At 70.4% G+C, this 25,338-nt stretch carries 21 protein-coding genes and 1 tRNA gene; 10 read left to right on the forward strand and 12 right to left on the reverse strand.

Annotated features, from left to right (window positions below):
- Positions 1 to 247: 247 nt before the first annotated feature.
- The gene (locus tag ACFYP3_RS31430) at positions 248 to 1,519 is read left to right on the forward strand and encodes a Gfo/Idh/MocA family protein (protein WP_388839948.1); all 1,272 of its coding nucleotides are present in this window, start codon (positions 248 to 250) and stop codon (positions 1,517 to 1,519) included.
- Positions 1,520 to 1,740: 221 nt separating this feature from the next.
- On the opposite strand, the gene ACFYP3_RS31435 is transcribed toward ACFYP3_RS31430, so the two are convergent.
- Both ACFYP3_RS31435 and ACFYP3_RS31440 read right to left on the reverse strand, forming a co-directional pair.
- Positions 1,741 to 2,412: an HAD family acid phosphatase gene (locus ACFYP3_RS31435; RefSeq protein WP_388839951.1), complete on the reverse strand. Its 672-nt coding sequence runs from the start codon at positions 2,410 to 2,412 to the stop codon at positions 1,741 to 1,743.
- 134 nt (positions 2,413 to 2,546) lie between these two features.
- Positions 2,547 to 3,449, reverse strand: a complete 903-nt coding sequence (locus ACFYP3_RS31440) for a hypothetical protein (protein ID WP_388839954.1) — start codon at positions 3,447 to 3,449, stop codon at positions 2,547 to 2,549.
- A 173-nt stretch (positions 3,450 to 3,622) separates the two neighbouring features.
- Between ACFYP3_RS31440 and ACFYP3_RS31445 the strand changes: the two genes are divergently transcribed.
- The 6 genes from ACFYP3_RS31445 (at position 3,623) to ACFYP3_RS31470 (ending at position 12,138) form a co-directional block, all read left to right on the forward strand.
- A complete protein-coding gene (locus ACFYP3_RS31445; protein ID WP_388839999.1) occupies positions 3,623 to 4,375 on the forward strand; it encodes a serine protease in 753 nt (250 codons plus the stop codon).
- 1,057 nt (positions 4,376 to 5,432) lie between these two features.
- A complete protein-coding gene (locus tag ACFYP3_RS31450; protein ID WP_388839957.1) occupies positions 5,433 to 5,798 on the forward strand; it encodes a chorismate mutase in 366 nt (121 codons plus the stop codon).
- Positions 5,799 to 5,933: 135 nt separating this feature from the next.
- Positions 5,934 to 8,486: an aminopeptidase N gene (pepN, locus tag ACFYP3_RS31455; RefSeq protein WP_388839960.1), complete on the forward strand. Its 2,553-nt coding sequence runs from the start codon at positions 5,934 to 5,936 to the stop codon at positions 8,484 to 8,486.
- A 210-nt stretch (positions 8,487 to 8,696) separates the two neighbouring features.
- Entirely contained in the window at positions 8,697 to 10,097 is a 1,401-nt protein-coding gene (locus tag ACFYP3_RS31460) for a pyridoxal phosphate-dependent decarboxylase family protein (protein ID WP_388839963.1), read from the forward strand.
- Positions 10,094 to 11,503, forward strand: a complete 1,410-nt coding sequence (locus ACFYP3_RS31465; protein WP_388839966.1) for a lysine N(6)-hydroxylase/L-ornithine N(5)-oxygenase family protein — start codon at positions 10,094 to 10,096, stop codon at positions 11,501 to 11,503. Before ACFYP3_RS31460 ends, ACFYP3_RS31465 begins: the two co-directional genes overlap by 4 nt.
- Positions 11,504 to 11,547: 44 nt before the next feature.
- A complete protein-coding gene (locus ACFYP3_RS31470; protein ID WP_388839969.1) occupies positions 11,548 to 12,138 on the forward strand; it encodes a DUF1963 domain-containing protein in 591 nt (196 codons plus the stop codon).
- Between the two features lie 85 nt (positions 12,139 to 12,223).
- Here the strand turns inward: ACFYP3_RS31470 and ACFYP3_RS31475 are convergent, their stop codons facing one another.
- Positions 12,224 to 14,041 (reverse strand): bifunctional metallophosphatase/5'-nucleotidase, encoded by a 1,818-nt coding sequence (locus tag ACFYP3_RS31475; RefSeq protein ID WP_388839972.1) that lies wholly within the window; start codon positions 14,039 to 14,041, stop codon positions 12,224 to 12,226.
- 128 nt (positions 14,042 to 14,169) lie between these two features.
- Between ACFYP3_RS31475 and ACFYP3_RS31480 the strand changes: the two genes are divergently transcribed.
- Together ACFYP3_RS31480 and pyk are read left to right on the forward strand one after the other, a co-directional pair.
- Positions 14,170 to 14,868, forward strand: coding sequence for an SIMPL domain-containing protein (locus ACFYP3_RS31480; RefSeq protein WP_388839974.1), 699 nt, complete (start codon positions 14,170 to 14,172; stop codon positions 14,866 to 14,868).
- Positions 14,869 to 15,015: 147 nt separating this feature from the next.
- Entirely contained in the window at positions 15,016 to 16,443 is a 1,428-nt protein-coding gene (gene pyk, locus ACFYP3_RS31485) for a pyruvate kinase (protein ID WP_388839977.1), read from the forward strand.
- Between the two features lie 99 nt (positions 16,444 to 16,542).
- Here the strand turns inward: pyk and ACFYP3_RS31490 are convergent, their stop codons facing one another.
- The 3 genes from ACFYP3_RS31490 to ACFYP3_RS31500 form a co-directional block, all read right to left on the reverse strand.
- On the reverse strand, positions 16,543 to 16,794 hold the full coding sequence (locus ACFYP3_RS31490) for an EF-hand domain-containing protein (protein WP_388839980.1): 252 nt from the start codon (positions 16,792 to 16,794) through the stop codon (positions 16,543 to 16,545).
- A gap of 161 nt (positions 16,795 to 16,955) precedes the next feature.
- Positions 16,956 to 17,699 carry a transcriptional regulator gene (locus ACFYP3_RS31495; protein WP_388839983.1) on the reverse strand — a complete coding sequence of 248 codons (744 nt, stop codon included), beginning with the start codon at positions 17,697 to 17,699 and terminating at the stop codon, positions 16,956 to 16,958.
- Between the two features lie 108 nt (positions 17,700 to 17,807).
- Positions 17,808 to 17,882 (reverse strand) — tRNA-Leu (locus ACFYP3_RS31500).
- Between the two features lie 98 nt (positions 17,883 to 17,980).
- Between ACFYP3_RS31500 and ACFYP3_RS31505 the strand changes: the two genes are divergently transcribed.
- Entirely contained in the window at positions 17,981 to 18,634 is a 654-nt protein-coding gene (locus ACFYP3_RS31505; protein ID WP_030008501.1) for an ANTAR domain-containing response regulator, read from the forward strand.
- Positions 18,635 to 18,711: 77 nt separating this feature from the next.
- Here ACFYP3_RS31505 and ACFYP3_RS31510 read toward each other — a convergent pair whose 3' ends face one another.
- The 6 genes from ACFYP3_RS31510 to ACFYP3_RS31535 all read right to left on the reverse strand — a co-directional run bounded on the left by ACFYP3_RS31510 (position 18,712) and on the right by ACFYP3_RS31535 (position 25,239).
- A complete protein-coding gene (locus tag ACFYP3_RS31510; RefSeq protein ID WP_388839986.1) occupies positions 18,712 to 19,428 on the reverse strand; it encodes an ABC transporter ATP-binding protein in 717 nt (238 codons plus the stop codon).
- On the reverse strand, positions 19,425 to 20,477 hold the full coding sequence (locus tag ACFYP3_RS31515; RefSeq protein ID WP_388840002.1) for an ABC transporter ATP-binding protein: 1,053 nt from the start codon (positions 20,475 to 20,477) through the stop codon (positions 19,425 to 19,427). Before ACFYP3_RS31515 ends, ACFYP3_RS31510 begins: the two co-directional genes overlap by 4 nt.
- Before the next feature lie 5 nt (positions 20,478 to 20,482).
- Positions 20,483 to 22,204, reverse strand: coding sequence for a branched-chain amino acid ABC transporter permease (locus tag ACFYP3_RS31520; protein ID WP_388840005.1), 1,722 nt, complete (start codon positions 22,202 to 22,204; stop codon positions 20,483 to 20,485).
- A gap of 5 nt (positions 22,205 to 22,209) precedes the next feature.
- Positions 22,210 to 23,142 carry a branched-chain amino acid ABC transporter permease gene (locus ACFYP3_RS31525; RefSeq protein ID WP_030707127.1) on the reverse strand — a complete coding sequence of 311 codons (933 nt, stop codon included), beginning with the start codon at positions 23,140 to 23,142 and terminating at the stop codon, positions 22,210 to 22,212.
- A 109-nt stretch (positions 23,143 to 23,251) separates the two neighbouring features.
- The gene (locus ACFYP3_RS31530; RefSeq protein WP_388839989.1) at positions 23,252 to 24,484 is read right to left on the reverse strand and encodes a branched-chain amino acid ABC transporter substrate-binding protein; all 1,233 of its coding nucleotides are present in this window, start codon (positions 24,482 to 24,484) and stop codon (positions 23,252 to 23,254) included.
- Between the two features lie 539 nt (positions 24,485 to 25,023).
- Positions 25,024 to 25,239, reverse strand: coding sequence for a hypothetical protein (locus ACFYP3_RS31535; RefSeq protein ID WP_388839992.1), 216 nt, complete (start codon positions 25,237 to 25,239; stop codon positions 25,024 to 25,026).
- Between the last annotated feature and the right edge of the window lie 99 nt (positions 25,240 to 25,338).

Here is a 25,338-nt window from a genome sequence, read left to right on the forward strand (position 1 = left end):
CCGCGCGGCTGCGGTACGCCTCGCCGGCACGCCGCGCCCTGGCCCGACGGGACCCCCCTGCCCGATCCGCTGCTCGCCGCGGGCCTGCCGGCGCCGTACTCCTGCCGGGTCAGGCCCTCCCGCTCGGCCCCGCCGTGCGGCTCACGTACGGGTGAAGGGGGTGTCGGGCAGGACGCCCGGCCGCTAGCTTCTGCGGGGAAAGCGCTTGCTGCGCAGGGCAATCGGTTCGGGAAGCGGGGCTGGTCCCATGTCCGACACCATCACGCTCGCCGTCGTCGGGGCGGGGGAGCGGGGGAGCGGCTACGCCCGGTGGGCGCTGGCCCATCGGGACCGGGCCCGGGTGGTCGCGGTCGCCGAACCGCGCGCGCCCCGGCGGGAGCGGCTCGCCGCCGCCCACGGCATCGACGCCCGGCACGCGCTCGGCGACTGGCGGGAGTTGGCCGCCCTCGGCCGGATCGCCGACGCCGTGCTCGTCTGCACCCTGGACCGCGACCACCTGGAGCCGGTCCTCGCGTTCGCCGCGCTCGGCTACCACATCATGCTGGAGAAGCCGATGGCCCTCACGGAGGACGAGTGCCGGCGCATCGTCGACGCCGTCGAACGGGCCGGCGTCATCCTCTCCGTCGGGCACGTCCTGCGCTACACGCCCTACACGCGGACCCTCAAGGCCCTCGTCGACTCCGGCCGCATCGGCGACGTCGTCAGCGTCCAGCACCTGGAGCCGGTCGGTTTCTGGCACCAGGCCCACTCGTTCGTACGGGGCAACTGGCGGCGCGCCGACGAGGCGACGACCATGCTGATGGCCAAGTCCTGCCACGACCTGGACTGGCTCCAGTACGTGCTGGGGCGCCCGCCCGTCCGGGTCTCCAGTTTCGGTCGCCTCTCCCACTTTCGGCCCGAGAACCGGCCGCCGGGTGCGGCGGACCGCTGCCTGGACTGCGCGGTGGAGCCCGACTGCCCGTACTCCGCGGCACGCGAGTACGGGGACCGGCTGGCCGACGGCCGCCACAGGTGGCCGCTGAGCGTGCTGATCGACGAGTTCACCCCACGGGCCCTGGAGACCGCCCTGCGGGAGGGGCCCTACGGGCGGTGCGTGTACGCGTGCGACAACGACGTCGTCGACCACCAGGTGGTGGCCATGGAGTTCGCCTCGGGGGCGACGGCCACCTTCACCATGACCGCCTTCACCGAGCAGGCGGACCGCCAGACCCGGATCTTCGGAACCCGCGGCGAACTGCGGGGCGACGGCCGCGCCCTCACGGTCTACGACTTCCTGACCCGCACCGAGGAGCGGGTCGCCATCGCCGCCGGCGGCCCGATGGACGCCGCGGGCGGCCACGGCGGCGGCGACGCCGGCCTCATGGACGCCTTCGTCGCCGCCGTCGCCACCGGCGACCGGGGCCTGGTCAGGTCGGGCCCGCGGGAGTCGCTCACCAGCCACCTGACGGTCCTGGCCGCCGAACGGGCCCGCTGCTCCGGCACGGTGGAGCTCGTGGAGCCAGGGGAGCCGGCGCTCTGATTCGGGGGCCCTAACGAAGCGGGCCCGGCCCCCTGGCGAGGGGTCGGGACCGGGTCTTCGTTTCCTGCGGTGGGACATGACTACCCGCTACACCCACTCGCTGAACCGCAGCCGGCCCCTCATGTTTTGTCCCTCGTCCCTCCCGAGACCGCCGCTCCAGGTCCTGCGGCCGATCGCCGGCCGCTCCGCGCGCTCGAACCCTCGGGGCGGCACCCCTCGGGTCAGGACAGCTTGCCGTTGTAGTCCGGCAGCTTGACGGTCCGCTCGGCGTGACCGCCGACGAGGTCGGTCGCGCTGTTGCCGATGTTCGCGATGATCGTGTAGCCGCGGCCCTCGATCTCCGCGCGCTTGCCCGTCTTGTAGGCGCTCACCTCGTCGAACAGGTCGGGCAGGTCACGGACGTAGAGCCCGGAGACCGGGTAGCCGACGGCCTTGAGGTTGCGCTCGGTGAGGGAGTGGATGATCCCCGGGCGGGCGGTGACGAAGAAGACGGCGACGCCGTGGGCGTTCGCGTACTGGGTCAGGTCGCGCACCTTGGTGATCGCCGGGGTCGGGAAGGTCCAGAACCAGTGGAAGTCCGTCTCCAGCGAGGTGTTGTCGATGTCGAGGACGAGCGCCGGCTTCTCGCCCGCGGGCGAGGCGGCGATGCGCTGCTCGATGGCGGGGCGGGCCGCGTCGACGGCGGCGGCCACGTCCCGCTGCCAGGTGGCGTAGTCGATGCCGAGGATCGCCGCGTTGCCGCCGGGAGCGGAGGCGGAGACGGTCGCGGGCGCCGGAGCGGCGGCGGGGGCCGCATCGGCGGTGGTGGCCGGAACCAGCGTCAGGACGGCGGCTGCCGCGGCCACGCCGACGGCGGTGGTACGGGACATACGGGTGCGGCGGGTGCTGCGCATGTGGGGGCGCTCCTCGGTCACGAATTGACGTGTACGCGACCAGAGTTGGCGAGATCCGCCCCCATGTCTACTGGCCGGTAAGAAACTTTTCGTGGCCGACCGGTGAATGAAGATCGTCAGGATCCCCCGGGTCGCTAGGTCTCGCAGTCCAGGACGGTGCGGCACAGCCCGCACCGGGCCCGCAGGCGCCCGCGCACCGGCAGCCGCAACCGCTGCCCGCACACCGGACAGGGGAAGCTCACCCGCAGTCCGGGCCCGGGCCCGGAGTCACCGCGCTCGAAGCGGTAGGCCGGGCCGTCCGCCGGGGCGAGCCCGGTGCGCCGGGCCTTCGCGTAGCGGCGGCGCGCCAGGGGGCCCGCGGCCGCCAGCGGGGGCCGCCGGTGGTCCCGCTCGGCCTGCGCGCGCCCGCGCACGTACGCCTCGTACGCCTGCGGGCTGGTGAACCAGGTGGACGGGTCCTCGCCGAACAGGGCGGCCCGTTTGGCGAGGACGTAGCCGAACTCCTCCGGCGTGAGGTAGCCGAACTTCTGGTGCGTGAGCGCGTCCTCGCGGTAGGCGTCGAGCAGCAGCCAGCCCGCACCGAGGTAGACGGCGGCGGTGTCGGTGAGGATCTCGTTCTCCTCGGTGCCGGGCAGGCTCAGGCCGAGCCGGTGCAGCAGGACGTGGGCGACCTCGTGGGACAGGGCCGCCGCCAGGTCCCGGCGGTGGGTGCGGAAGCGGTCGCTGACCTCGACGAAGTACTCGGGACCCGCGGCCAGTTCCACGGTGGCCGCCTGCTCCATCGGCCGGAAGGCGACCACGATGCGCGCATCGGGCAGCCGGAGGGCGCGCACCATCGCCGAGGCCACCCGCTGCGCGCCCAGGTGCAGGTCGTCGGCGGCGTCGAAGGCGGCGTCGGCGGGCGTCACGCTCGCGGCGTACGCGCGGATCCCCTCCGCCGACAGGCACCGGAAGAGCGCGGTGATCGAGGCCCGCACCGTCGCCAGATGCGGAAATCCGTGCTCGATCGGAGCTCCCGGCCCACGGTTCTGCGTCATCGCGTCCTCTTCACCGCAATCCCTGCCGTCCGAACGAATGATTGGCCGAAAATGCGTTCTTGATGGCGTCCATAGCGCTGATGTGTCATGGACCCGTCATTCACCCGATGACGCGCACGGCCCAACCCCCCACGAAAGGCAGTGTGTTGACTGTGACCACCCTTGTGCAGTTCATGAAGCGCAGCCTCGCCGTCGGAGCCGTCGCCCTCGCGGCGGTCAGCCTCCAACCCGGCTCCGCCTCCGCCGGTACGGCCCCCGTCGTCGGCGGCACCCGCGCCGCCCAGGGCGAGTTCCCCTTCATGGTGCGCCTCTCCATGGGCTGCGGCGGCGCCCTCTACACCCAGCAGATCGTCCTCACCGCCGCCCACTGTGTGAACGGCTCCGGCAACAACACCTCCATCACCGCCACCGCCGGAGTCGTCGACCTCAACAGCTCCAGCGCCATCAAGGTCAAGTCCACCAAGGTCCTCCAGGCCCCCGGCTACAACGGCAAGGGCAAGGACTGGGCCCTCATCAAGCTCGCCAAGCCCATCAACCTCCCCACCCTCAAGATCGCCGACACGAAGGCCTACGACAACGGCACCTTCACCGTCGCCGGCTGGGGCGCCACCCGCGAGGGCGGCGGCCAGCAGCGCTACCTGATGAAGGCCACCGTCCCCTTCGTCTCCGACGCCAGCTGCCAGTCCTCCTACGGCAGCGACCTCGTCCCCAGTGAGGAGATCTGCGCCGGCCTGCCCCAGGGCGGCGTCGACACCTGCCAGGGCGACTCCGGCGGCCCCATGTTCCGCCGCGACAACAACAACGCCTGGATCCAGGTCGGCATCGTCAGCTGGGGCGAAGGCTGCGCCCGCCCGAACTACCCCGGCGTCTACACCGAGGTCTCGACCTTCGCCGCCGCGATCCAGAGCGCCGCGGCGAGCATGTAGCACCCCGTCGTCCTTCCGGCCGGGCGCGCACGGCGCGATCCGACCGGAAGGACCGGTCCCACGGGCCGCCACCAGGTGGCGCGTGGCGCCGGACACCGGCGTCCTGACCCGGCGCATCGTCATGGGCACCACCTTCCACCTCGACGGGTACGTCCTGAAGGACGCCGGCCGGGCCGCGCGGGTTGAACCGCCCCGCGCGGCCCTGTCCCAGGCGACCCGCCCCCTAGACCAAGGCCCACGCAAGCCCGGGTCGCACCCTCCCGCCACCCACGCCTCAATCGCCGGCGAGGCTGAAGCGGTGCGGCTCAAAGCCCGGGGCTCCGCCCCGGACCCCGCGCCTCAATCGCCGGCGAGGCTGAATTTGCGCGGCGGAGGCCAGAGTCCTGCGGCGGAGGCGGATGGCGCGGCTCACTGATCGGGGCTCCGCCCCGCACCCCCGCCTCAATCGCCGGCGGGGCTGGACTTGTGCGGCGGAGCTGGACGGTGCGGCTTACAGACCGGGGCTCCGCCCCGGACCCCGCGCCTCAAACGCCGGCGAGGCTGAATTGGTGCGGCACACCAGGACTCTGCGGCTTACAGACAGATCGGGGCTCCGCCCCGGACCCCGCGCCTCAAACGCCGGCGAGGCTGAATTGGTGCGGCGGAGCCGGATGGCGCGGCGGGGCTGGATGGGGCGGCGGCACTGGATGGCAGCCGGGTCGGGTGGGGTGGGGGTGGGTGTGTGTCGGGGTGATCCCCGCAGGGTGCCGAACGCACTGCCGCCGAGGTGTCCGACCTGTCGTCACGTTCGGCGCCCGAGGAGACGCCCCGGCGCGCGCCCGCCCCCACCACAACCGGCCCCCAGCCGACTCCGCCCAAGCGGCGCAGCCAACGGGGCCGCACCCCGACCCCGCAAGCGCGGCGCAGCCAAAGGGGCCCCCACCCCAACCGGCCCCCACCCCGACCCCGCCCAAGCGGCGCAGCCAACCGGCAGCCAAACCGCGCCCCACCACCCACCCCGTCTCACAGATCGGCTGCCCGGAGACTCACCGGCCGGCGCCACGTATTCTCGGGGACCATGAACATCAGCGACCTCGACAACGGCGCGGGCCCGGGCGCGGGCACCGGCAAGGGCGCCGACGGCGGCATCGACGAGAGCGTCACCGCCGAGCTCGCCCGCCTGCGGGACAGCATCGACAACATCGACGCGGCCGTGGTCCACATGCTCGCCGAACGCTTCAAGTGCACCCAGCAGGTCGGCCACCTCAAGGCCCGGCACCAGCTGCCGCCCGCCGACCCGAGCCGCGAGGCCAGCCAGATCGCCCGGCTGCGCCAGCTCGCCGAGAACGCCAAGCTCGACCCCGCCTTCGCCGAGAAGCTCCTCAACTTCATCATCGCCGAGGTCATCCGCCACCACGAGACGATCGCCGCGGGCGAGGAGTAGCCGCCGCAGGGGAGCCGTGGACCGGAGCAGCACCCGCGCAGCGCAAACGGCAGCGCAAACGGCAGCGCAGACGGCAGCGCCCCCGGCGCCACCGGAAGTCCGGGCCCCGTCGCCCGCTGGGGCAGCATGGGCCCCATGTCCGCACTGACGCGCAACGAAGCGCAGCTCCGAGCCCGGCTCCTCGACGTCCACCACTACGCCGTCACCCTCGACCTCACCGGCGACGACGACGAAACCTTCGACTCGACCACCGTCATCCGGTTCACCGCCCGCACCGCCGGTGACACCTTCGTCGAGCTGAAACCGCAGGAGCTGCGCTCCGTCACCCTCGACGGCCGCCCCCTCGACCCGGCCGCCCTCGAAGACAACCGCCTCCCGCTCACCGGCCTCACCCAGGGCCCCCACGAGCTGCACCTCGACACGCGCATGCGCTACTCCCGCACCGGTGAGGGCCTGCACCGCTTCACCGATCCCGCGGACGGGGAGACGTACGTCTACAGCCAGATGTTCATGGACGACGTCCAGCGCGTCTTCCCGGCCTTCGACCAGCCCGACCTCAAGGCCGTCTTCGAGTTCACCGTCACCGCCCCCGCCCACTGGACCGTCCTCGCCAACGGCATCACGACCCGCACCACCACCCGCACCACCCCCCGCCCCGGCGACCGCGACAGGGACGGCGCCGGCGTCTGGACCTCCGCCCCCACCCCCGTCATCTCCACCTACCTCGCCGCCGTCGCCGCCGGCCCCTGGCACAGCGTGACCACCGAACACGCCGGACTGCCCTTCGGCATCCACTGCCGCCGGTCCCTCGCACCCCACATGGACGCCGACGCCGACGAGATCCTGTCCATCACCAAGGACTGCTTCGACCGCTACCAGGAGAAGTTCGGCGAGCCGTACCCCTTCGACTCGTACGACCAGGCCTTCGTACCCGAGTTCAACGCCGGCGCCATGGAGAACCCCGGGCTCGTCACCTTCCGCGACGAGTACATCTACCGCTCCGCCGTCACCGACACCGAACGCCAGTCGCGGGCCATGGTCATCGCCCACGAGATGGCCCACATGTGGTTCGGCGACCTCGTCACCCTCGCCTGGTTCGACGACATCTGGCTCAACGAGTCCTTCGCCGAGTACATGGGCTACCAGACCCTCACCGAAGCCACCCGCTTCACCGACACCTGGACCGACTTCGGCGTCACCCGCAAGCCCTGGGGCTACGACGCCGACCAGCGGCCCTCCACCCACCCCGTCGCCCCCGCCCCCGACGACGTCCCCGACACCGCCTCCGCCCTCCTCAACTTCGACGGCATCTCCTACGCCAAGGGCGCCTCCGCCCTGCGCCAGCTCGTCGCCTGGCTCGGCGAGAAGGACTTCCTGGCCGGCATCAACACCCACTTCGCCCGCCACAAGTTCGCCAACGCCTCCCTCGACGACTTCATCGACTCCCTCGCCGCCCACACCGAACGCGACGTCCGCGCCTGGGCCGACATCTGGCTGCGCACCACCGGCATCGACACCCTCACCCCGCGCATCGAGGAAGCCGCGCACGGCGCCGACGGAGCCGCCGGCTGGACCCTCACCGTCGACCGCGCCGGCAGCCGCCCGCACCACATCACCGTCGGCGTCTACGACCGCGACCCCGCCGACGGCCGCACCCTGGAACCCCGCGAGCCCCTCGCCCTCGACATCCCCTCCGACGAGGTCGTCTCGGTGAGCGGCCCCCGCCCGGCACTGCTCCTCCTCAACGACGGGGACTACACCTACGCCAAGGTCCGGTTCGACGACACCTCCCTCGAAACGGTCCTGCGCGGCCTGTCCGGCATCCCCGACGCCCTGACCCGCGCCGTCGTCTGGAACGCCCTGCGCGACATGGTCCGCGACGGCGAACTGGACCCGCGGGACTACCTGCTGACGGCCGAGGCACACCTGCCGCACGAACACGACCTCGCGATCGTCCAGGGCGTGCTCTCCTTCGCCCGCACCCAGATCGCCGTGCGCTACGTCGCCCCCGCGGAGCGGACCGCCGCCCTGGCCACCCTCACCACCATCGCCCGCGACCTGATCCGCCGCACCGAGGACGGCTCGGAGCCCGGCCTGCGCCTGACCGCCGTACGCACCCTCATCGACAGCGCCACCCGGCCCGACACGATCGACTCCTGGCTCGCCGACGACACCGTCCCCGGCGGCCCCGCCCTCGACCCCGAGCTGCGCTGGCGCATCCTCGCCCGCCTCGCCGTCCTCGGCACCATCGAGGAGAGCGACATCGACGCCGCCCTCGCCGCCGACCCCAGCGCCACCGGCGAGGAAGGCGCGGCCCGCTGCCACGCCTCCCTGCCCACCCCGGAGGCCAAGGCCGCCGCCTGGGAGCGGCTCTTCCACGACGACAGCCTGTCCAACTACCTCTTCAGCGCCACCGCCCAGGGCTTCTGGCAGCCCGAACAGAGCGAACTCGTCGAGGAGTACGTGCCCCGCTACTACCCCGACGCCGTCGCCCTCGCCGCGCGCCGCGGCCCCGCCATCGGCGAAGCAGCCGGCCGCTGGGCCTTCCCCGCCTACGCGATCGACGAGGCCAACCTCCGGGCGGGCCACGCCTGCCTCGCCGACCCGGACATCCTCCCCCTCCTGCGCCGCAAACTCGTCGACCAGCTCGACGACCTCGCGCGCGCCCTCCGCATCCGCATGGGCTGACCGGCCCCCGCCCCCGGCCCCCGGCTCCCAGGGCTCCGCCCCGGCCCCCACGTCCGACCCCGCGTCCCGAACGGCGGCGAGGCTGCCCCCCCCCAGCCTCGCCGCACCGACCGGAAACACCGGACAAACCCCGGCGGTTACCCCATTCGGGTCGGATCGTTGTACTGGCAGGGTGCCCCGCCCCGCACCCCTCCCAGCACCGGAGGACCGATGACCGCGCCGCCCGGCCCAGGCACAGGCACACCGCCCCCGCTCGCCGGCGGAGCCACCGGCCCCGCGGCCCTGCGGCCCCTCCTCGACACCGTCCTCGACGCCCTCCAGGCCGGCGCCCGGGACCGTGGCGGGCCGCTGCCCGCCGGCGGCCCCGACGCCCAGGCCGCCCGCGTCCGGGCCGCACTGGGCGACGTACTGCCCGCCCACGGAACCGGCGACCACGAAGCGCTCCGCACCCTCGTGCACACCCTCGCCGCGGGCGCCGCCGACCCCGCCGACCCGCTCTGCGCCGCCCACCTGCACTGCCCGCCGCTCGCCGTCGCGGCCGCCGCCGACCTCGCCGCCAGCGCCCTCAACCCCTCCCTCGACTCCTGGGACCAGGCGCCCGCCGCCTCCGCCGTCGAAGCCCTCCTCACCCGGGCCCTCGCCACCGAGTTCTACGACACCCCCCACGCCGACGCCCTCGTCACCACCGGCGGCACCGAAGCCAACCAGCTCGCCCTGCTCCTCGCCCGCGAACGCCACGGCCCCGCCCTGACCGTCCTCCACGGAGCCAACGCCCACCACTCCATCCCGCGCGCCGCCTGGCTCCTCGGCCTGCGCCCGGCCACCGCACTCCCCACCCCCACAGGCGTACTCGACCCCGCCCGCCTCGCCGAAGAACTCGCCGCGACCCCCGGCCCCACCCTCGTCACCGCCACCGCCGGCACCACCGACGCCGGACTGATCGACCCCCTCCACCGCATCGCCGACCTCTGCGACCGCTACGGCGCCGACCTCCACATCGACGCCGCGTACGGGGGCCTCCTCGCCCTCAGCCCCCGCCACCGCGACAAGCTCGCCGGACTCGGCCGCGCCCGCTCCCTCACCATCGACCTCCACAAACTCGGCTGGCAGCCGGTCGCCGCAGGACTCCTCGCCGTCCCCGACCGAGCCCTGCTCGCCCCCCTCGCCCACCAGGCCGACTACCTCAACGCCACCGACGACACCGAAGCCGGCCTCCCCGACCTGCTCGGCCGTTCCCTGCGCACCACCCGACGCCCCGACGCCCTCAAGATCGCCACCACCCTGCGCTCACTCGGCCGGGACGGCCTCGCCCGCCTCATCGACCGCACCTGCGAACTCGCCCACGAACTCGCCGGACTTCTCGACGCCCACCCCGGCTTCGAACTCCACTCCGGCCCCACCATCACCACCGTCCTCTTCCGGCCCACCCACGCCGACGACGACCAGCTCGCCACCCTGCGCCGCACCCTCCTGCACGAAGGCCGCGCCGTCCTCGGCCGCACCCACGCCGACGGCCGCCTGTGGCTCAAGGCCACGCTGCTCAACCCGCACACCACCGCGGGGGACATGAACGCCCTCATCGCCCTCCTGGAAGGCAGCACCCACCGATGACCGCCCAGCTCGATGCCCCCCACGACCTCGTCGGAATCGGCATCGGCCCCTTCAACCTGTCCCTCGCGGCCCTCGCCCACGGCCTGCCGCAGCAGGGCGCAGGCGAACTCGCCACCGCCTTCTACGACCAGCGCCACGACTTCCGCTGGCACCCGGGACTCCTCATCGAAGGAGCCACCCTCCAAGTCCCCTTCCTCGCCGACCTCGTCACCCTCGCCGACCCCACCAGCCCCTGGAGCTTCCTCAGCTACCTGAGGCACAAGGAACGGCTCTTCCCCTTCTACTTCGCCGAGCAGTTCCACATCCACCGCGCCGAATACGACGCCTACTGCCGCTGGGTCGCCGGCCGCCTCCCCGGACTCCACTTCGGCCACCAGGTAGACGCCGTCCGCTGGAACCACGAACGCGACCTCTTCGAAGTCGACTTCACCCAGCTCGACGCCACCGGCGAAGTCGAAGCCCTCGGCCGCACCCACACCCGCCACCTCGCCCTCGGCATCGGCACCGCCCCATACGTCCCCGAACCCCTGCGCCCCCTCGCCGAAGCCCCCACCGTCCCCGTCATCCACTCCGCCGACTATCTCGACAACCGCCCGCGCATCCTCGCCGCCGACCACGTCACCGTCATCGGATCCGGCCAATCCGGCGCCGAGGTCTTCCTCGACCTCCTCCGCTCCCGCCCCGCCGGCCGCGAACGCCTCACCTGGCTCGCCCGGACCCCCGCCTTCGCCCCCATGGAGTACTCCAAGCTCGGCCTCGAACACTTCACCCCCGACTACACCCGCTACTTCCACTCCCTCCCCGAGCCCGTACGCAACCAACTCGTCCCCGCCCAATGGCAACTCCACAAGGGCATCGACGCCGCCACCATCGCCGCCATCCACGAAGAGCTCTACCGCCGCACCCTCGACGGCGGCTGGCCCGACGCCGTCCTCACCCCCGGCGTCAGCGTCCGCACCGCCGGCCGCGTCGCCACCACCAAAGTCGAACTCCACCTCGAACACGTCGAGCAGGGCACCCGCTCCCGCCTCACCACCGACGCCGTCGTCCTCGCCACCGGCTACCGGGAACGCCCCATCAGCGGCCTCCTCGCAGGCCTCGACCCCTACCTGCGCAAGGACTCCGCCGGCCGACCGCGCATCGACGAGCGCCACCGGATGATCCTCGACCCCACCGTGACCGGCAGCATCTTCGTCCAGAACGGCGAACGCCACACCCACGGCGTCGGAGCCCCGGACCTCGGCCTCGCCGCCTGGCGCAGCGCCGCCATCCTGAACACCCTCACCGGCAAGGACCCCTACCCGCAGCCCGCGCGCACGGCCTTCACCACCTTCGGCCTCGACCAGCGCGAGCACACCCGCCCCCGCCCCGCAGGCGAACTCCTCCCGCTGGTCGAACACCCCTGACCCCACCGCCCGGCCCGCCGCACCACCGCGCATACATTCCCCGCATGACGACGCTCCTCCTCGACGGCGGGCCGGTCGCCCCGGACGCCCCGGTGACCCGCACCGGCGGCACACCCCGGGCCCCCGCCGGCACCGCATGGCCGACCTGCGCGGCATGCGCGGCGCCCCTGCAGTTCCTCGCCCAGATCCACCTCGGCGACCTCCCCGGCCCCACCGCCCCCACCCCGGGCGTCCTGGCCCTCTTCATGTGCGCGAACCGCCCCGGGCGGTGCGAGCAGTGGAGCCCCACCGCGGGCGGCAACCTCGCCCTGCTCCTCCCCGCCGACCGCCTGGAACCCGTACCGGCCCCCGACGCGGCGGATCCGGACCTCCTCGGACTCGGAGCCGTCCGCGCCGCGGTCCCCGCCCACACGGCGCCCGCCACCGCGACGATCCTGGGCCGGCTCGGCGGCACCCCCCACTGGCTCCAACACGACGAGACACCCGACTGCCCCGACTGCGCACACCCCATGGACTTCACCGCCGAGCTGACGGAGGGCCCCGACCCGATCACCGCCATGAACTTCGGCTCCGGCCGCGCCTACGCACACACCTGCACCCCCTGCGGCCGCGCGGCATTCCTCTGGCAGTGCTGACCCCCCCCGCCGACGGCCGGGACCCGCCCCACGCACAGCGGCCGGAACCCGCCCGGCAGGTCCCGGCCGCACCCCCGCTAACGGACTAGAACACCGGCACGCCGCCCCGCGTCAGCCGCCAGTCCACCGAGGCGAACTGCGCCGGATCGATCGTCCCCTTCGCCTTCACCCACTGGATGATCGTGTTCCGGATCTCGTCCGAGTTCGACCACACCTGCCGGGCCTGCGGCACGTGCGGGAAGTTCCCACCGCCCGACGCCCGGTAGTTGTTCACCGCGAACACGAACTGCGCCGCCGGATCCACGGCCTTCCCCTGGAAGGTCAGCCCCGTGATCCGCGAACCCACCGGCTGCGCGATGTCGATGTCGTACGCCAGCCCGTACACAGCGTCGTAGTTGTAGTCCGGAATGCTCTCGGCGTTCGTCAGCTTCGCCGGATCCACCACGTCACCCGGCGCCGTCCGCACGAAGTACCGCGCCGAGTACTCCAGGTAGTCCTTCAGCTGCGCACCCGTCAGCAGCCGCGCCTCCATCGTGTTCTCGAACGGGTACAGCCCCGCCGCGTCCTTGATCGTCACCTGACCCGCCGGGATCGCCGCCGTCCGCGAGAAGCACGACGCCTGCGACAGCACCGGAAGCGCCGCCCACTGCGAACCCGCCAGCGCCGCCCTCACCGTCTCCGCCTGCACGTGGTTGATCAGATCGATGATCGCCACGTCCTTCACCGGACCCTCGGCCGAGGACATCGCCTGCGTGGACGTACCGATCACCTGGTTCACGTACGCCACGACCTTGCGGTGCTCGTCCGACAGCAGCCCCGTGATCTTCGGATCCTCCGCCACCGTATTGGAGTTCAGCACCTTCGCCGCGACCTTCGCCACCGACCAACGGCCCTTCACCCACGTCAGCTCGAAGTCGAACAGCGTCAGCCGCTGCCCCCACTTCAACGGCTCCGACAGCACCACGTCCTTGCCGGTCGCCTTGTTCTTCACCCGGTACTCGGGAATCTCCGTGTGCGCGTGCCCCACCAGGATCGCGTCGATCCCCGGCACCTGCTCCGCCACCAGCCCGGCCGCGTTCTCGATGTGCGGCAGCTGGTCCCCGTACGACGACGTACCGCTCGACCCCGAGTGCGCCGACACGATCACCACGTCGGCCCCCATGGAACGCAGCTTCGGCACGTACTTCGCCGCCTGCTCCTCCAGCCCCGGGAACGTCATCCTGCCCTGCACGTTCGCCTTGTCCCAGATCGCGATCCCCGGGTTCGTCAACCCCAGCACCGCCACCTTCACGTCCCGCCCACAGGGCGTCCGCAGCCGGTGCATGCTGTACGGCGCGAACGCCGGCCGCAGCGTCTTCGCGTCCAGGGCGTTCGCCCCCAACAGCGGGAAGTCGCACTGCTCCTCGAACTTCCGCAGCACCGGTATCCCGTAATTGAACTCGTGGTTCCCCAGCGCCGCCGCGTCATAACCGATCGCGTTCATCGCCTGCGCCATCGGGTGCACCGGACCCCGCCGCGCCGTGATCGGATCCACCTTGGCGTAGTAGTAGGACAACTGCGTGCCCTGGATCGTGTCGCCGGCATCGATCAGCAGCGTGTTGCGCCGCCCCTTCTCCGCCCGCACCTGGTTCACCAGCGTGGAGATCTTCGCCAGGCCGACGTCGTTGTGCGCCTTGTCGTCGAACTCCTTGTCCGTGAAGTAGTCCCAGTTGAAGACGTTCCCGTGCAGGTCGGTCGTGCCCATCACCGTGAACGCGTACGTCCGCGGCGCCGAACCCCTCACCTCCTGCTGCTCCTGCTCCTGCTGCTGCGCGGCGGCCGGGGTGCTCGTGGCCCCCGCCAGCGCGACGGCCGCACCTGTCGCGGCCGTGGTCCCCAGAAAAGTCCTGCGGTCGAACGCCATGCCATCTCCCCTTTTGAGGCGTGAACAACGCGCGTAGATTCTGACCCACCGGTAACACGCGACAACACCCCCGTCAGGTTTCGATCCGATGACCACACCCGTACGGGCGACAGTGCGAGAGTGAATCCATGACCCAGGACGCATCGCACCAGCCCTACGGCACCCCCGAAGTACCCCGCGTCGCAGTCCGCGGCGAAGCCCGCATCGAAGTCGACCCCGAAATCGCCCGGATCGGCGTCACCGTCAGTGCCCGCGGCGCCGACCGCCGCTCCGCACTCGAAGACCTCACCCGCCGCAACAACACCGTCCTCGACCTCATCAAGAGCTACGGCGACCCCGTCGAAAAACTCGAAACCGGCGCCTTCTCCATCACCCCCGAACTCACCCGCCACGGCCGCGCCGAACGCGTCCGCGCCTACCACGGCCGCGTGCACATCACCGCCGAGGTCAGCGACTTCACCGCCCTCGGCGAACTCACCACCCGCCTCGCCGACCTCGAACTCACCCAGGTCGACGGCCCCTGGTGGGCCCTGCGACCCACCTCGCCCGCCCACGGCCAGGCCCGCCGCCAAGCCGTGCTCGAAGCCGTCCAGCGCGCCCGCGAATACGCCGACGCGCTCGGTGCCCAACTCGCCGCCCTCGTCGAACTGGCGGACCTCGGCGCCGAAGACGCCAACCCCTTCCCCGCCGCCGGCGGCGGCATGCGCACCATGGCCTTCAGCGCCGCCGAGGACGCCGGCCCCCCGCCGCTCGACCTCGAACCGCAGCGCCAGACCGTGCACGCCCAGGTGAACGCCCGCTTCACCATGACCCCGCCGCGGCTCTGAAGAACCCGCCCGACCAACACCCCGGGGGTGCTCATCAGAGCACCCCCATGCACATTCAACAGTTGTCAACAACCTTTTGCTCAAAGGTTGTTGAGTGGACACCCGGAAGCGATTACCTACTCTCTGGTAGGGGAATACGCTCGCCTCATGCGTCGAGCGAAAATCGTATGTACCCTGGGCCCCGCCACCGACTCATACGACCAGATCAAGGCCCTGGTCGAAGCCGGAATGGACATCGCCCGCCTCAACCTCAGCCACGGCACCTACGCCGAACACGAGGAGCGTTACCAGCGCGTACGCAAGGCCTCCGACGAAACCGGCCGCAGCGTCGGCATCCTCGCCGACCTTCAAGGCCCGAAGATCCGCCTCGGCCGCTTCCGCGAAGGACCCGTACTCCTTGAACGCGGCGACGACTTCACCATCACCGTCGAAGAACACGAAGGCGACCGCCACACCTGCGGCACCACCTACAAGGGACTCGCCACCGACGTCACCACCGGCGAACGCATCCTCGTCGACGACGGCCGCGTCACCCTCGAAGTCACCGCGGTCGACGGACCCCGCGTCCACACCCGCGTCATCGAAGGCGGCATGGTCTCCGACCACAAGGGCCTCAACCTCCCCGGCGTGGCCGTCTCCGTCCCCGCCCTCTCCGAGAAGGACATCGAAGACCTCCGCTGGGCCCTGCGCACCGGCGCCGACATCATCGCCCTCTCCTTCGTGCGCAGCGGCCACGACATCGAAGACGTCCACCGAATCATGGACGAGGAAGACCGCCGCCTCCCCGTCATCGCCAAGATCGAAAAGCCCCAGGCCGTCGAGAACATCGACGACATCGTCGCCGCCTTCGACGGCATCATGGTCGCCCGCGGCGACCTCGGCGTCGAAATGCCCCTGGAACAAGTCCCGATCGTCCAGAAGCGAGCCGTCAAACTCGCCAAGCGCAACGCGAAGCCCGTCATCGTCGCGACCCAGATGCTCGACTCCATGATCGAGAACTCCCGGCCCACCCGCGCCGAAGCCTCCGACGTCGCCAACGCCGTCATCGACGGCACCGACGCCGTCATGCTGTCCGGCGAGACCAGCGTCGGCAAATACCCCGTCGAAACCGTGCGGACCATGTCCCGCATCGTCGAAGCCGCCGAAGAAGACATCCTCGCCAAGGGCCTGCCGCCCCTGACCGACCGCAACAAGCCCCGCACCCAGGGCGGAGCCGTCGCCCGCGCAGCCGCCGAAATGGGCGACTTCCTCGACGCCAAATTCCTCGTCGCCTTCACCCAGAGCGGAGACACCGTCCGCCGGCTCTCCCGCTACCGCTCACCCATCCCCCTGCTCGCCTTCACCCCCGACCCCGCCACCCGCTCCCAGCTCAACCTCACCTGGGGCGTGGAAACCTTCCTCGGCCCCCACGTCGACTCCACCGACGCCATGGTCGCCCAAGTCGAAGAAGAGCTCCTGCGGATCGGCCGCTGCGTCCCCGGCGACACCGTCGTCATCACCGCCGGCTCGCCCCCCGGCGTCACCGGATCCACCAACCTCGTCCGCATCCACCACATCGGCGACGCGGTCCGCTGAACCCGCCCGCCGCGGCAGCCGCGGCTCCGGCACCACACGCACGACACGCACCGCGTCGGGCACCACCCACCGGCCCGACGCGGTCACCCGCCCCCGGCCCTACCAGCCGAAGCGCCGGTCGACCACGGCCGCGAACTCCTCGAAGGTCAACACCGCGTCCCCGTTCGCGTCCGCCGCATCGAACAAGGCCGACGACGCGTCCGCGTCCCCCAGACCCCAGAACGGCAGATCCCCACGCGCCGCCAGCGTCGGCCCCTTCGACCGCAGGGCCGAGATCACCTCCACCCGCGTCAGCCGACCGTCCTCGTTCAGATCGAGCGCGTCGAACAGCTTCCGGGCCTTCTCACTCATCACGGGATCCCCTCATCGTCATCGACCTCAACCTAGCCCGAGGCCATCCGGTCAGCACACAGGCCCCCGGCGACAACACCGACCTCCCCCGCGCACCCGTCGACGGACCGGTGCGTCAGCCGACCCGACGGGCCGGCAGCCGACCCGGCCGGCCCGCGGACTCAGTGCTTGGGCCCGATATAGGCGTCCATCAGCGCCACGGACTCCCGCCGGGCGACGGACACGTTCAGCGGGTTGCCTCCGCGCGCGAGGACCGTCCACTCGACCCCGACCTTGGTGAGCGTGTCCGTGCACAGCGTGCGGATGTCGTCCGACTTGTTGGTGAAGAAGTACCGCGGGTACTCGTACCGCTTGCCGTTGCGGACCGTCCAATTGGTGATGCGGCACCCGTCGGAGTGGATCAGCCCCCGCAGGAACTCCCACGGGTAGGCGTCGACGATCTCCTGCTGCCACCCTTCGAGGACGATGCGCCGCTCGTGCTTCCTGCCCGGCCCGTGCTGCGGGAACAGGCACGTCCAGTGCCGCCCGTAGCTGGTGACGTTGACACAACCTTGGCGCTGCAACACGTACACCTTGTCGGATGGACGCACCGTCAGGATCGCGGCCCGACATTGCTCGATGAGGCCGGGCCATGCGTCTGCGCAGGCGATGCGTAGGTATTGGCCACCCTTCGGGTGACGACTGATGCAGCCGTCACCGAGGTAGAGGCCGAGAAGGTAGGCGTACGCTGCCGCGTCGCCCGGCCCCGAGCACCGTGTCTGTTCCACGCGAGGGAGCGGTTCGATGCGCCCCTTCCATGCGCGGATGGCAGACCGGGATATCCCCGTTTCCTTACTGACAGAGTTCATGCTGCGGCCGTCGCCGAGAAGGTTCAGTGCATGCCGTCGAGTCGCCAGATCGTACATACGGCCGACAGTGGGGAAAATCCGCTGGAGGTGCGTGCGGATTGCGACACATTCCCCCGAAAGGGGGAGGCTGCGAGGTGGGGTGCGACCTTGGAATTCAAGGAAAGGTGCCCCAGGTGGGATTCGAACCCACACTGTCCGCTGTTTGAGAGCGGCCTCTCTAACCAGTTGGAGTACTGGGGCCTAAGAAACGCAGGTTTCCAGGAACCCTGCGTGACACCACCTTACAGGAGCTCGGTAGGCTCGGGGGAGCTTGTTATGCCCCGCAAAGAGGAGCCCCCGTGACCGCCGAGCACGAGTCGACGCCCACGCCCGACGCCGACCAGTCGCACGTTCCGCCGCTGACGACCCGCGTCGTCATCGCCGAGGACGAGGCGCTCATCCGCCTGGACCTGAAAGAGATGCTGGAGGAGGAGGGGTACTCCGTCGTCGGCGAGGCCGGGGACGGGCAGACGGCCGTCGAGCTCGCGCGCGAGCACCGGCCCGACCTGGTGATCCTCGACGTGAAGATGCCCGTCCTGGACGGGATCTCCGCCGCCGAGAAGATCGCGGAGGAGTCCATCGCCCCCGTGCTCATGCTCACCGCGTTCTCGCAGCGCGACCTCGTCGAGCGGGCCCGGGACGCCGGGGCCATGGCGTACCTCGTGAAGCCGTTCAGCAAGAGCGACGTGGTGCCCGCCATCGAGATGGCCGTCTCCCGATTCGCGGAGCTGCGCGCGCTGGAGCAGGAGGTCGCGGACCTCTCCCAGCGGCTGGAGACCCGCAAGCTGGTGGACCGGGCGAAGAGCATCCTGCAGACGCAGTACGGGCTGACGGAGCCGGCGGCGTTCCGCTGGATCCAGAAGTCGTCCATGGACCGCCGGATGTCCATGCAGCAGGTCGCCGAGGTGGTCATCGAGGACGCCGAGGCGAAGAAGAAGGAAAGCGGCAAGTAGGGCCGCCGGTCCGCCCGGCGCATGCGTGAGGCCCGTCTCCCCCCGAGGGGAGACGGGCCTCACGCGTACGGGAGGGCTCAGTCCTCGCCGAGGTAGGCCTTGCGGACGTCCTCGTTGTGGAGGAGGTCCCGGCCGGTGCCGGAGAGGACGACCTTGCCGATCTCCATGACGTGCGCGTGGTCGGCGAGGGAGAGCGCCGCCTGGGCGTTCTGCTCGACGAGCAGGATCGTCATGCCGGCGGCCTTCAGGTCCTTGATGGTCGCCATGATCTTCTGCATCATCAGCGGGGAGAGGCCCATGGAGGGCTCGTCCAGCATGAGCAGCTTGGGCTGGGACATGAGCGCGCGGCCCATGGCGAGCATCTGCTGCTCACCGCCCGAGAGGGTGCCGGCGGCCTGCTTGCGACGTTCGCCCAGGATGGGGAACATCTCGTAGGCGCGCTCGATGTCCTTCTCGATGCCCTCTTTGTCGGTGCGCAGGAAGGCGCCGAGCTGGAGGTTTTCGGCGATCGTCAGCCGGGGGAAGATGTGGCGTCCCTCGGGGGAGTGGGCGAGGCCCAGGGAGACGATCTTGTGGGCGGGGACGCTGGCGAGGGGCTTGCCGTCGAAGGTGACGCTGCCGCTCTTGGGCTTGATGAGCCCGGAGAGGGTGCGCAGGGTGGTCGTCTTGCCGGCGCCGTTGGTGCCGACGAGGCAGACGATCTCGCCTTCGTTGACTTCGAAGGAGATTCCCTTGACGGCTTCGATCTTGCCGTAGGCGACCTTGAGGTCCTCGACCTTGAGCAGTGCGGTCACTTGGCCTCTCCTTCCGTGCTGGTGGTGCGGGTGGTGCTGTCCGAGTCGGTGTCGGCCGGGGCGTCGGTGTCGGCGTCGGCGTCCGTCTCCGCCTCGGGCTCCTCCTCGGCCTCCTCCTCGGCCTCGGCCTCGGCCTCCGCCTCCGCGTCGGTGGTGGCCTCGGCGTCCGTCTCGGCGTCCGCGTCCGCGGTCGCGGCGGCCGCCGCGGCTTCGGCGGCTTCGACCTCGGCGTCCTCGGCGGCGCCCGGGTCGCCCTCGAAGGGCTCGCCCAGGTAGGCGGCGATGACGCGCTCGTCGCCCTGGACCTCGGACGCGGTGCCTTCGATGAGCTTCTCGCCCTGGACGAGGCAGGCGACGCGGTCGCAGAGGTTGAAGATGAAGCGCATGTCGTGCTCGATGACGAGGACGGCGATGCCCATGTCGCGGATGGCGAAGATGAGTTCTTCGGCAGCGCGGGTTTCCTGCGGGTTCATGCCGGCGGTGGGCTCGTCCAGGAGGATGAGGCCGGGGTCGCTGGCGAGGGCGCGGGCGATCTCCAGCTTGCGCTGCTCGCCGTAGGGGAGGTTCTTGGCCAGGTGCTGGGCCTTGTTCTCCAGGCCGATGAACTCCAGGAGTTCCATGGCGCGCGCTTCGCTGGCGGCTTCGGCCTTCTTGAAGCCGGGGCCGCGCAGGAGGGCGGACCAGAGGCCTTCCTTGGTGCGGGTGTGGCGTCCGACGAGGACGTTCTCCAGCACGGTCATGTTGTGGAAGAGCCGGATGTTCTGGAAGGTGCGGGCGATGCCGGCTTCGGTGACCTTGTGGGGCTTGGGAGGCAGGACCGTGCCCTTGTAGCTGACGGAGCCCTCGGTGGGGACGTACAGCCCGGTGAGGCAGTTGAAGAAGGTGGTCTTGCCGGCGCCGTTGGGGCCGATGAGTCCGACGATCTCGCCGGCGTTGACCTGGAGGTCGACGCCCTTGACGGCGGTGAGGCCGCCGAAGCGCATGGTGACGCCCTTGGCTTCGAGCACCGTGGTCTTGGTGGTCGTGGTGGTGTCGGTGGTGGTTGTCATGTCGTTCACGCCCCCGCCTTGGCGGTGGCCAGGTCCGTGGGGGCCTGGTCAGCGGTGTCGTCGTGGAACTCGAGCTGCGCGCGCTTGTTGGCGATGAGGCCTTCGGGGCGGAAGCGCATGAGCAGGATGAGGGCGATGCCGAAGGCGAGGAGCTGGTAGTCCTGGAGGAAGGCCAGCTTCGCCGGGATCAGGAAGAGGAGTGCGGCGCCGAGGATGGGGCCGCGGATGGTGCCCATGCCGCCGAGGATGACGGCGGCGAGGAGGAACGCGGAGTTCGGCGGGACGGGCCCGGCGAAGACGTAGTTCTCGGGGACGACCGTGCTGTTGACGTGTGCCTGGACGGTGCCGGCGAGGCCGGCGAGGGTGGCGCCGAGGGCGAAGGCGATGAGCTTGACCTTGAAGCCGTTGATGCCCATGGCTTCGGCGGCGGTCTCGTCCTCGCGGATGGCGACCCAGGCGCGGCCGATGCGGCTGCTGCCGGCGCGGGCGAAGACCACGACGACCAGGGCCATGACGAGCAGCATCAGGAAGTAGTAGTTGGCGTAGGCGCCGAGGGTGATGCCGCCGACCACGTGGGATTCCCCGAAGTTCCACCCGAGGATTTCGAGGTGGGGGATGTTGGGGATGCCGTTGGGGCCGTTGGTGATGTCCGGGCCGGAGGTGCCGTCGAGGTTGCCCATGGCGATGCGGAAGATTTCTCCGAAGCCGAGGGTGACGATGGCGAGGTAGTCGCCGCGCAGGCGCAGGGTCGGGGCTCCGATGACCACGCCGAAGATGAGCGAGGCGAGGGCGCCGACGATGACCGCTGCCCAGAAGGGGAGGTGGATGCCGAAGGCGGATGCGGTGCTTCCGGAGACCAGGGCCGCGGCGTAGGCGCCGACGCCGAGGAAGGCGACGTAGCCGAGGTCGAGGAGGCCGGCGAGGCCGACGACGACGTTGAGGCCGAGGGCGACGGTCGCGAAGATCAGGATGTTGACCGCGATGAGGGTGTAGGTGTCGCCGCTCTGCTGGATGAACGGGAAGGCGATCGCGGCGGCCGCGGTTCCGATGAGGGTGACCTGGCGGTGCTTGGCGGTGATGCCGCCGAGGCGGGCGAAGAGGCCTGCCTTGTTCAGGGCGAGGGCGACGAAGCCGACGGTGATCAGGTAGGCGACGAAGAGCTGCGGTTCCTTGTCATCGGTGTCGATGCCGAAGGTGATGACGAAGAGGCCGAGGGCGAAGACGCCGGTGATGATGAGGATTTCGGCCCAGGAGGGCAGCTGCTTGGCGGGGGCCGCCTTGCGGGTGTCGTCGGGGAGCTTGTACGCGGCGAGGGCCGGGACGAGCGAGCCGACGAGGGCGATGTAGGCGCCGGGTTCGAGGTTGATCACTCCGCCGAGGACGACGGTGATGGAGATGACCGTGAACCAGGTGGCGGCGAGGCTGCCGAGGGCCAGGAACCAGATGGCCTTGCGGGAGCCGGTGGGGGCGAGCCAGCCGAGGCCCTTGATGCCGAGCGCGGAGAGCGCGTAGGCGAGGGTGAGGGCTGCTCCGGCGAGGGTGACGTACTGGAGGCCGGCGGGGCTGCCGTAGTAGGTCAGGTCGCCGGGGAACTCGGCGGTCCACGTCCACGCGAGGAAGGCGCTGACGATGGTGAGGAGGCTGCCGCCGATGACCGCGTAGAGGAGTGCGGTGGGCGCGGGGGCCTGCTTGACCGTGTCGGTCTGCGGGGTGGTGTTGGTGGTCATGGTTGTCACGCCCGATCCGCGACGCGCTCACCGAGCAGGCCTTGTGGCCGCACGAGGAGGACGACGATGAGGAGTACGAACGCCCAGACGTTGGACCAGGCTCCACCGCCGAGCTGCTGCATGCCGGGGATCTCTTCGATGTAGGCGATCGAGAGGGCTTCGGCGAGTCCGAGGACGACGCCGCCGACCATGGCTCCGTAGATGTTGCCGATGCCGCCGAGGACGGCTGCGGTGAAGGCCTTGAGGCCGAGGATGAAGCCCATCTCGAAGTTGATCTGGCCCTTGTCGAGGCCGTAGGCGACGGCGGCGACGGCGGCGAACGCGGCACCGATGGCGAAGGCCATGACGATGATGCGGTCGGTGTTGATGCCCATGAGCTTCGCGGTGTCCGGGTCCTGCGCGGTGGCCTGCATGGCGCGGCCGCTGCGGCTCTTCTGGACGAAGATGCCGAGGGCGAGCATGCAGAGGGGGGCGAGGATGAGGACGAAGAGGTCCGCGCGCTGGATCGCCAGGCTGTCGGTGATCTTGAAGGCCGCGCCCTTGAACTCGGGGAAGCTGACTGCCTTCTTGGCGTCCGGGTAGAACTGCCATACGAGCTGCTGGAGCGCGATCGAGAGGCCGATTGCGGTGATGAGGGGTGCGAGCCGGGGGGCGCTGCGCAGGGGGCGGTAGGCGAAGCGTTCGGCTGCGCAGGCCACGGCGACGGAGGTGGCGGCACCTCCGACGATCATGACGGGTATCGCGATCAGCAGGGAGGTGCCGGTCGGGAGGATGGCGTAGGCGCTGAGGGCGCCGAAGCCGCCGATCATGAAGATCTCGCCGTGGGCGAAGTTGATGAGCTGGACGATGCCGTAGACCATGGTGTACCCGATGGCGATGAGGCCATAGAGAGCACCGAGGGCCAGGCCGTTGGCCAGCTGTTGCGGCAGTTCGTGCACCGCAGGGCCTCCGATGAGCGTGTCGGATAAGACTCCGCGCGAGGGCGCTGTTTGCGCCCTCGCGCGGCGATTGGTTCAGGTGGTGCGGGTGGTGCTGGGGACTACGGGCTTACTGGTTGAAGGTGTCGCTCTTGACGTCGACCCACTTGCCGCCCTCGACCTTGTAGACCGTGAGCTGCTTGTTGGTGGTGTCGCCGTACTCGTCGAAGGCGACCTTGCCGGTCACGCCTTCGAAGGAGACCTTGCCGAGCGCCTCGACGACCTTGGCGCGGGCGTCGGCGGGCAGCTTGCCGCTGTTGGCGGCGACGGCGGCCTTGACGGCCTGGATGACGGCCCAGCCGGCGTCGTAGGAGTAGCCACCGTAGGCGGCGTACGGGTCCTTGTAACCCTCGGCCTTGTAGTCCTCGATGAACTTCTTGGCGGTGTCCAGCTTCTCGACCGGGTAACCGATGGAGGTGGCGAGGTCGCCCTCGTTGGCCTCACCGGAGGCGCTGATGAAGGCCGGGTCCTGGATGCCGTCGCCGCCCATGAGGGGGATGTTGGCGCCGGTCTTCTTGATCTGGTCGGCGAGCAGGCCGCCCTCGGGGTACTGGCCGCCGAAGTAGACGGAGTCGGCGCCGGAGGACTTGACCTTGTCGGCGGTGGAGGAGAAGTCGGTCTCCTTCACGGTGACGTGGTCGGTGCCGACGACCTCGCCGCCGAGCTTCTTGAACTCGTCGGCGAAGATCGCGGCGAGGCCGGCGCCGTAGGTCTGCTTGTCGTCGACGATGAAGACCTTCTTCTTGCCGGCGTCCTTGGCGAGGTACTGGGCGGCGAACTTGCCCTGGACCACGTCGGTGGCGGCGGTGCGGAAGTAGGTCTTGAAGCCGCGCTTGAACTCGCCCTTGCCCCAGTTGTCGCCCTGGCTGAGCGAGGGGTTGGTGTTGGCGGGGGAGACCTGCGCCAGGTTGGCGGAGGCGAAGACGCCCTGCATCTGCTGGGCGACGCCGGAGTTCAGCGGGCCGACGACGCCGAGGACGTCCTTGTTGCCGACGAGCTTGGTGGCGTTGGCCTGACCGGAGGCGGGGACGGCCTGGTCGTCGAGGGCCTCGACCTTGAACTCGATGCCCGGGACCTCGTTGTTCTTGTTGGCCGTCTTGGCCGCGAGGTCGACGGAGTTCTTGATGCCCTGGCCGAGAGCGGAGAGCGAGCCGGTGAGCGGGGCGTCCACGCCGATGACCACGACGGTCTTCTTGCCGCCGCCGTTGTCCTTGGAGTCTCCGTCGCGCGATCCGCAAGCGGTGAGGGTCAGTGCTCCCGTGGTGATCACGGTGGTGAGGACGAGCAAAGAACGGTGTCGCACGATTCTTCCTTTCCCTGGCGCGGCTCCCTCAAGAGAGGTGCCGTTGGGTCGCCGGGCCGCACTGGGAGGTCCACGGCCGTGCTGATTGCGCCCTGCGGCGCGGTGACTGGCCGTGACTCTAGGCCCGAGGTGGCGAGCACCGGGAGGCGGGAAAGGAGGATGTGACGCTCTTGTTATGCCAAGGCCAAGAATGTGTGGCGGGAGTGTGGACACAACGGACATTTGGTAACGGTGAATAGTGTCCGCATCCTGAGAAATACCTGTTCCCCTAAGGGGCTTGAGGCCTTCATGCACCTGTCTTAGATCAAATTCAGCCGAATGTGGCGGTGCGTGTCTGAAGGAATGCCGCGAGTGGCGATTCTCGGAGGAAAAGACGGATTGCGTACGGCATGTGAATTACTCAGAGTAATGACGTGCGCGATCCGCCCCGTTGGATGGATCTTGTCCGGGTCGACGGCAGGCCTCCGACCTGCGGTTCGGCCGTTTGCGCGAATCTGCCCGGAAGCCGGACAGCGCGCTCGGGAATGCGGTGACCCGGGTCACGTCGGGGGTCGCCAGTTCTCCGAACTGCCGGTCGCGCCGTCCTGCTCGGTGCAACGCTGGGCCACGAAGCGGTCGATCAGCTCAAGTGCCTTGTCCCGTCCGGCAGTTCGCTCCTCGGCCCGGCCGGCGGCGACGGCGTCCTCGTGGATCGCGTACTGCTCGTTCGACAGGCCCTTCTGCTCCCAGTCGAGACCGGACCACTTGGTGCCCATGAGGGTCCATACCTTTCTTCGTGGGTTGATTCGGGTCATTCGTAAGATCGGGACACCCAGGGGAGTCGGGTGTGGCTGGCATGGGGTAGCCGCTGTTGT

Source organism: Streptomyces sp. NPDC005533 (assembly GCF_042871845.1).
In the GTDB taxonomy this organism is placed as follows: Bacteria; Actinomycetota; Actinomycetes; order Streptomycetales; family Streptomycetaceae; genus Streptomyces.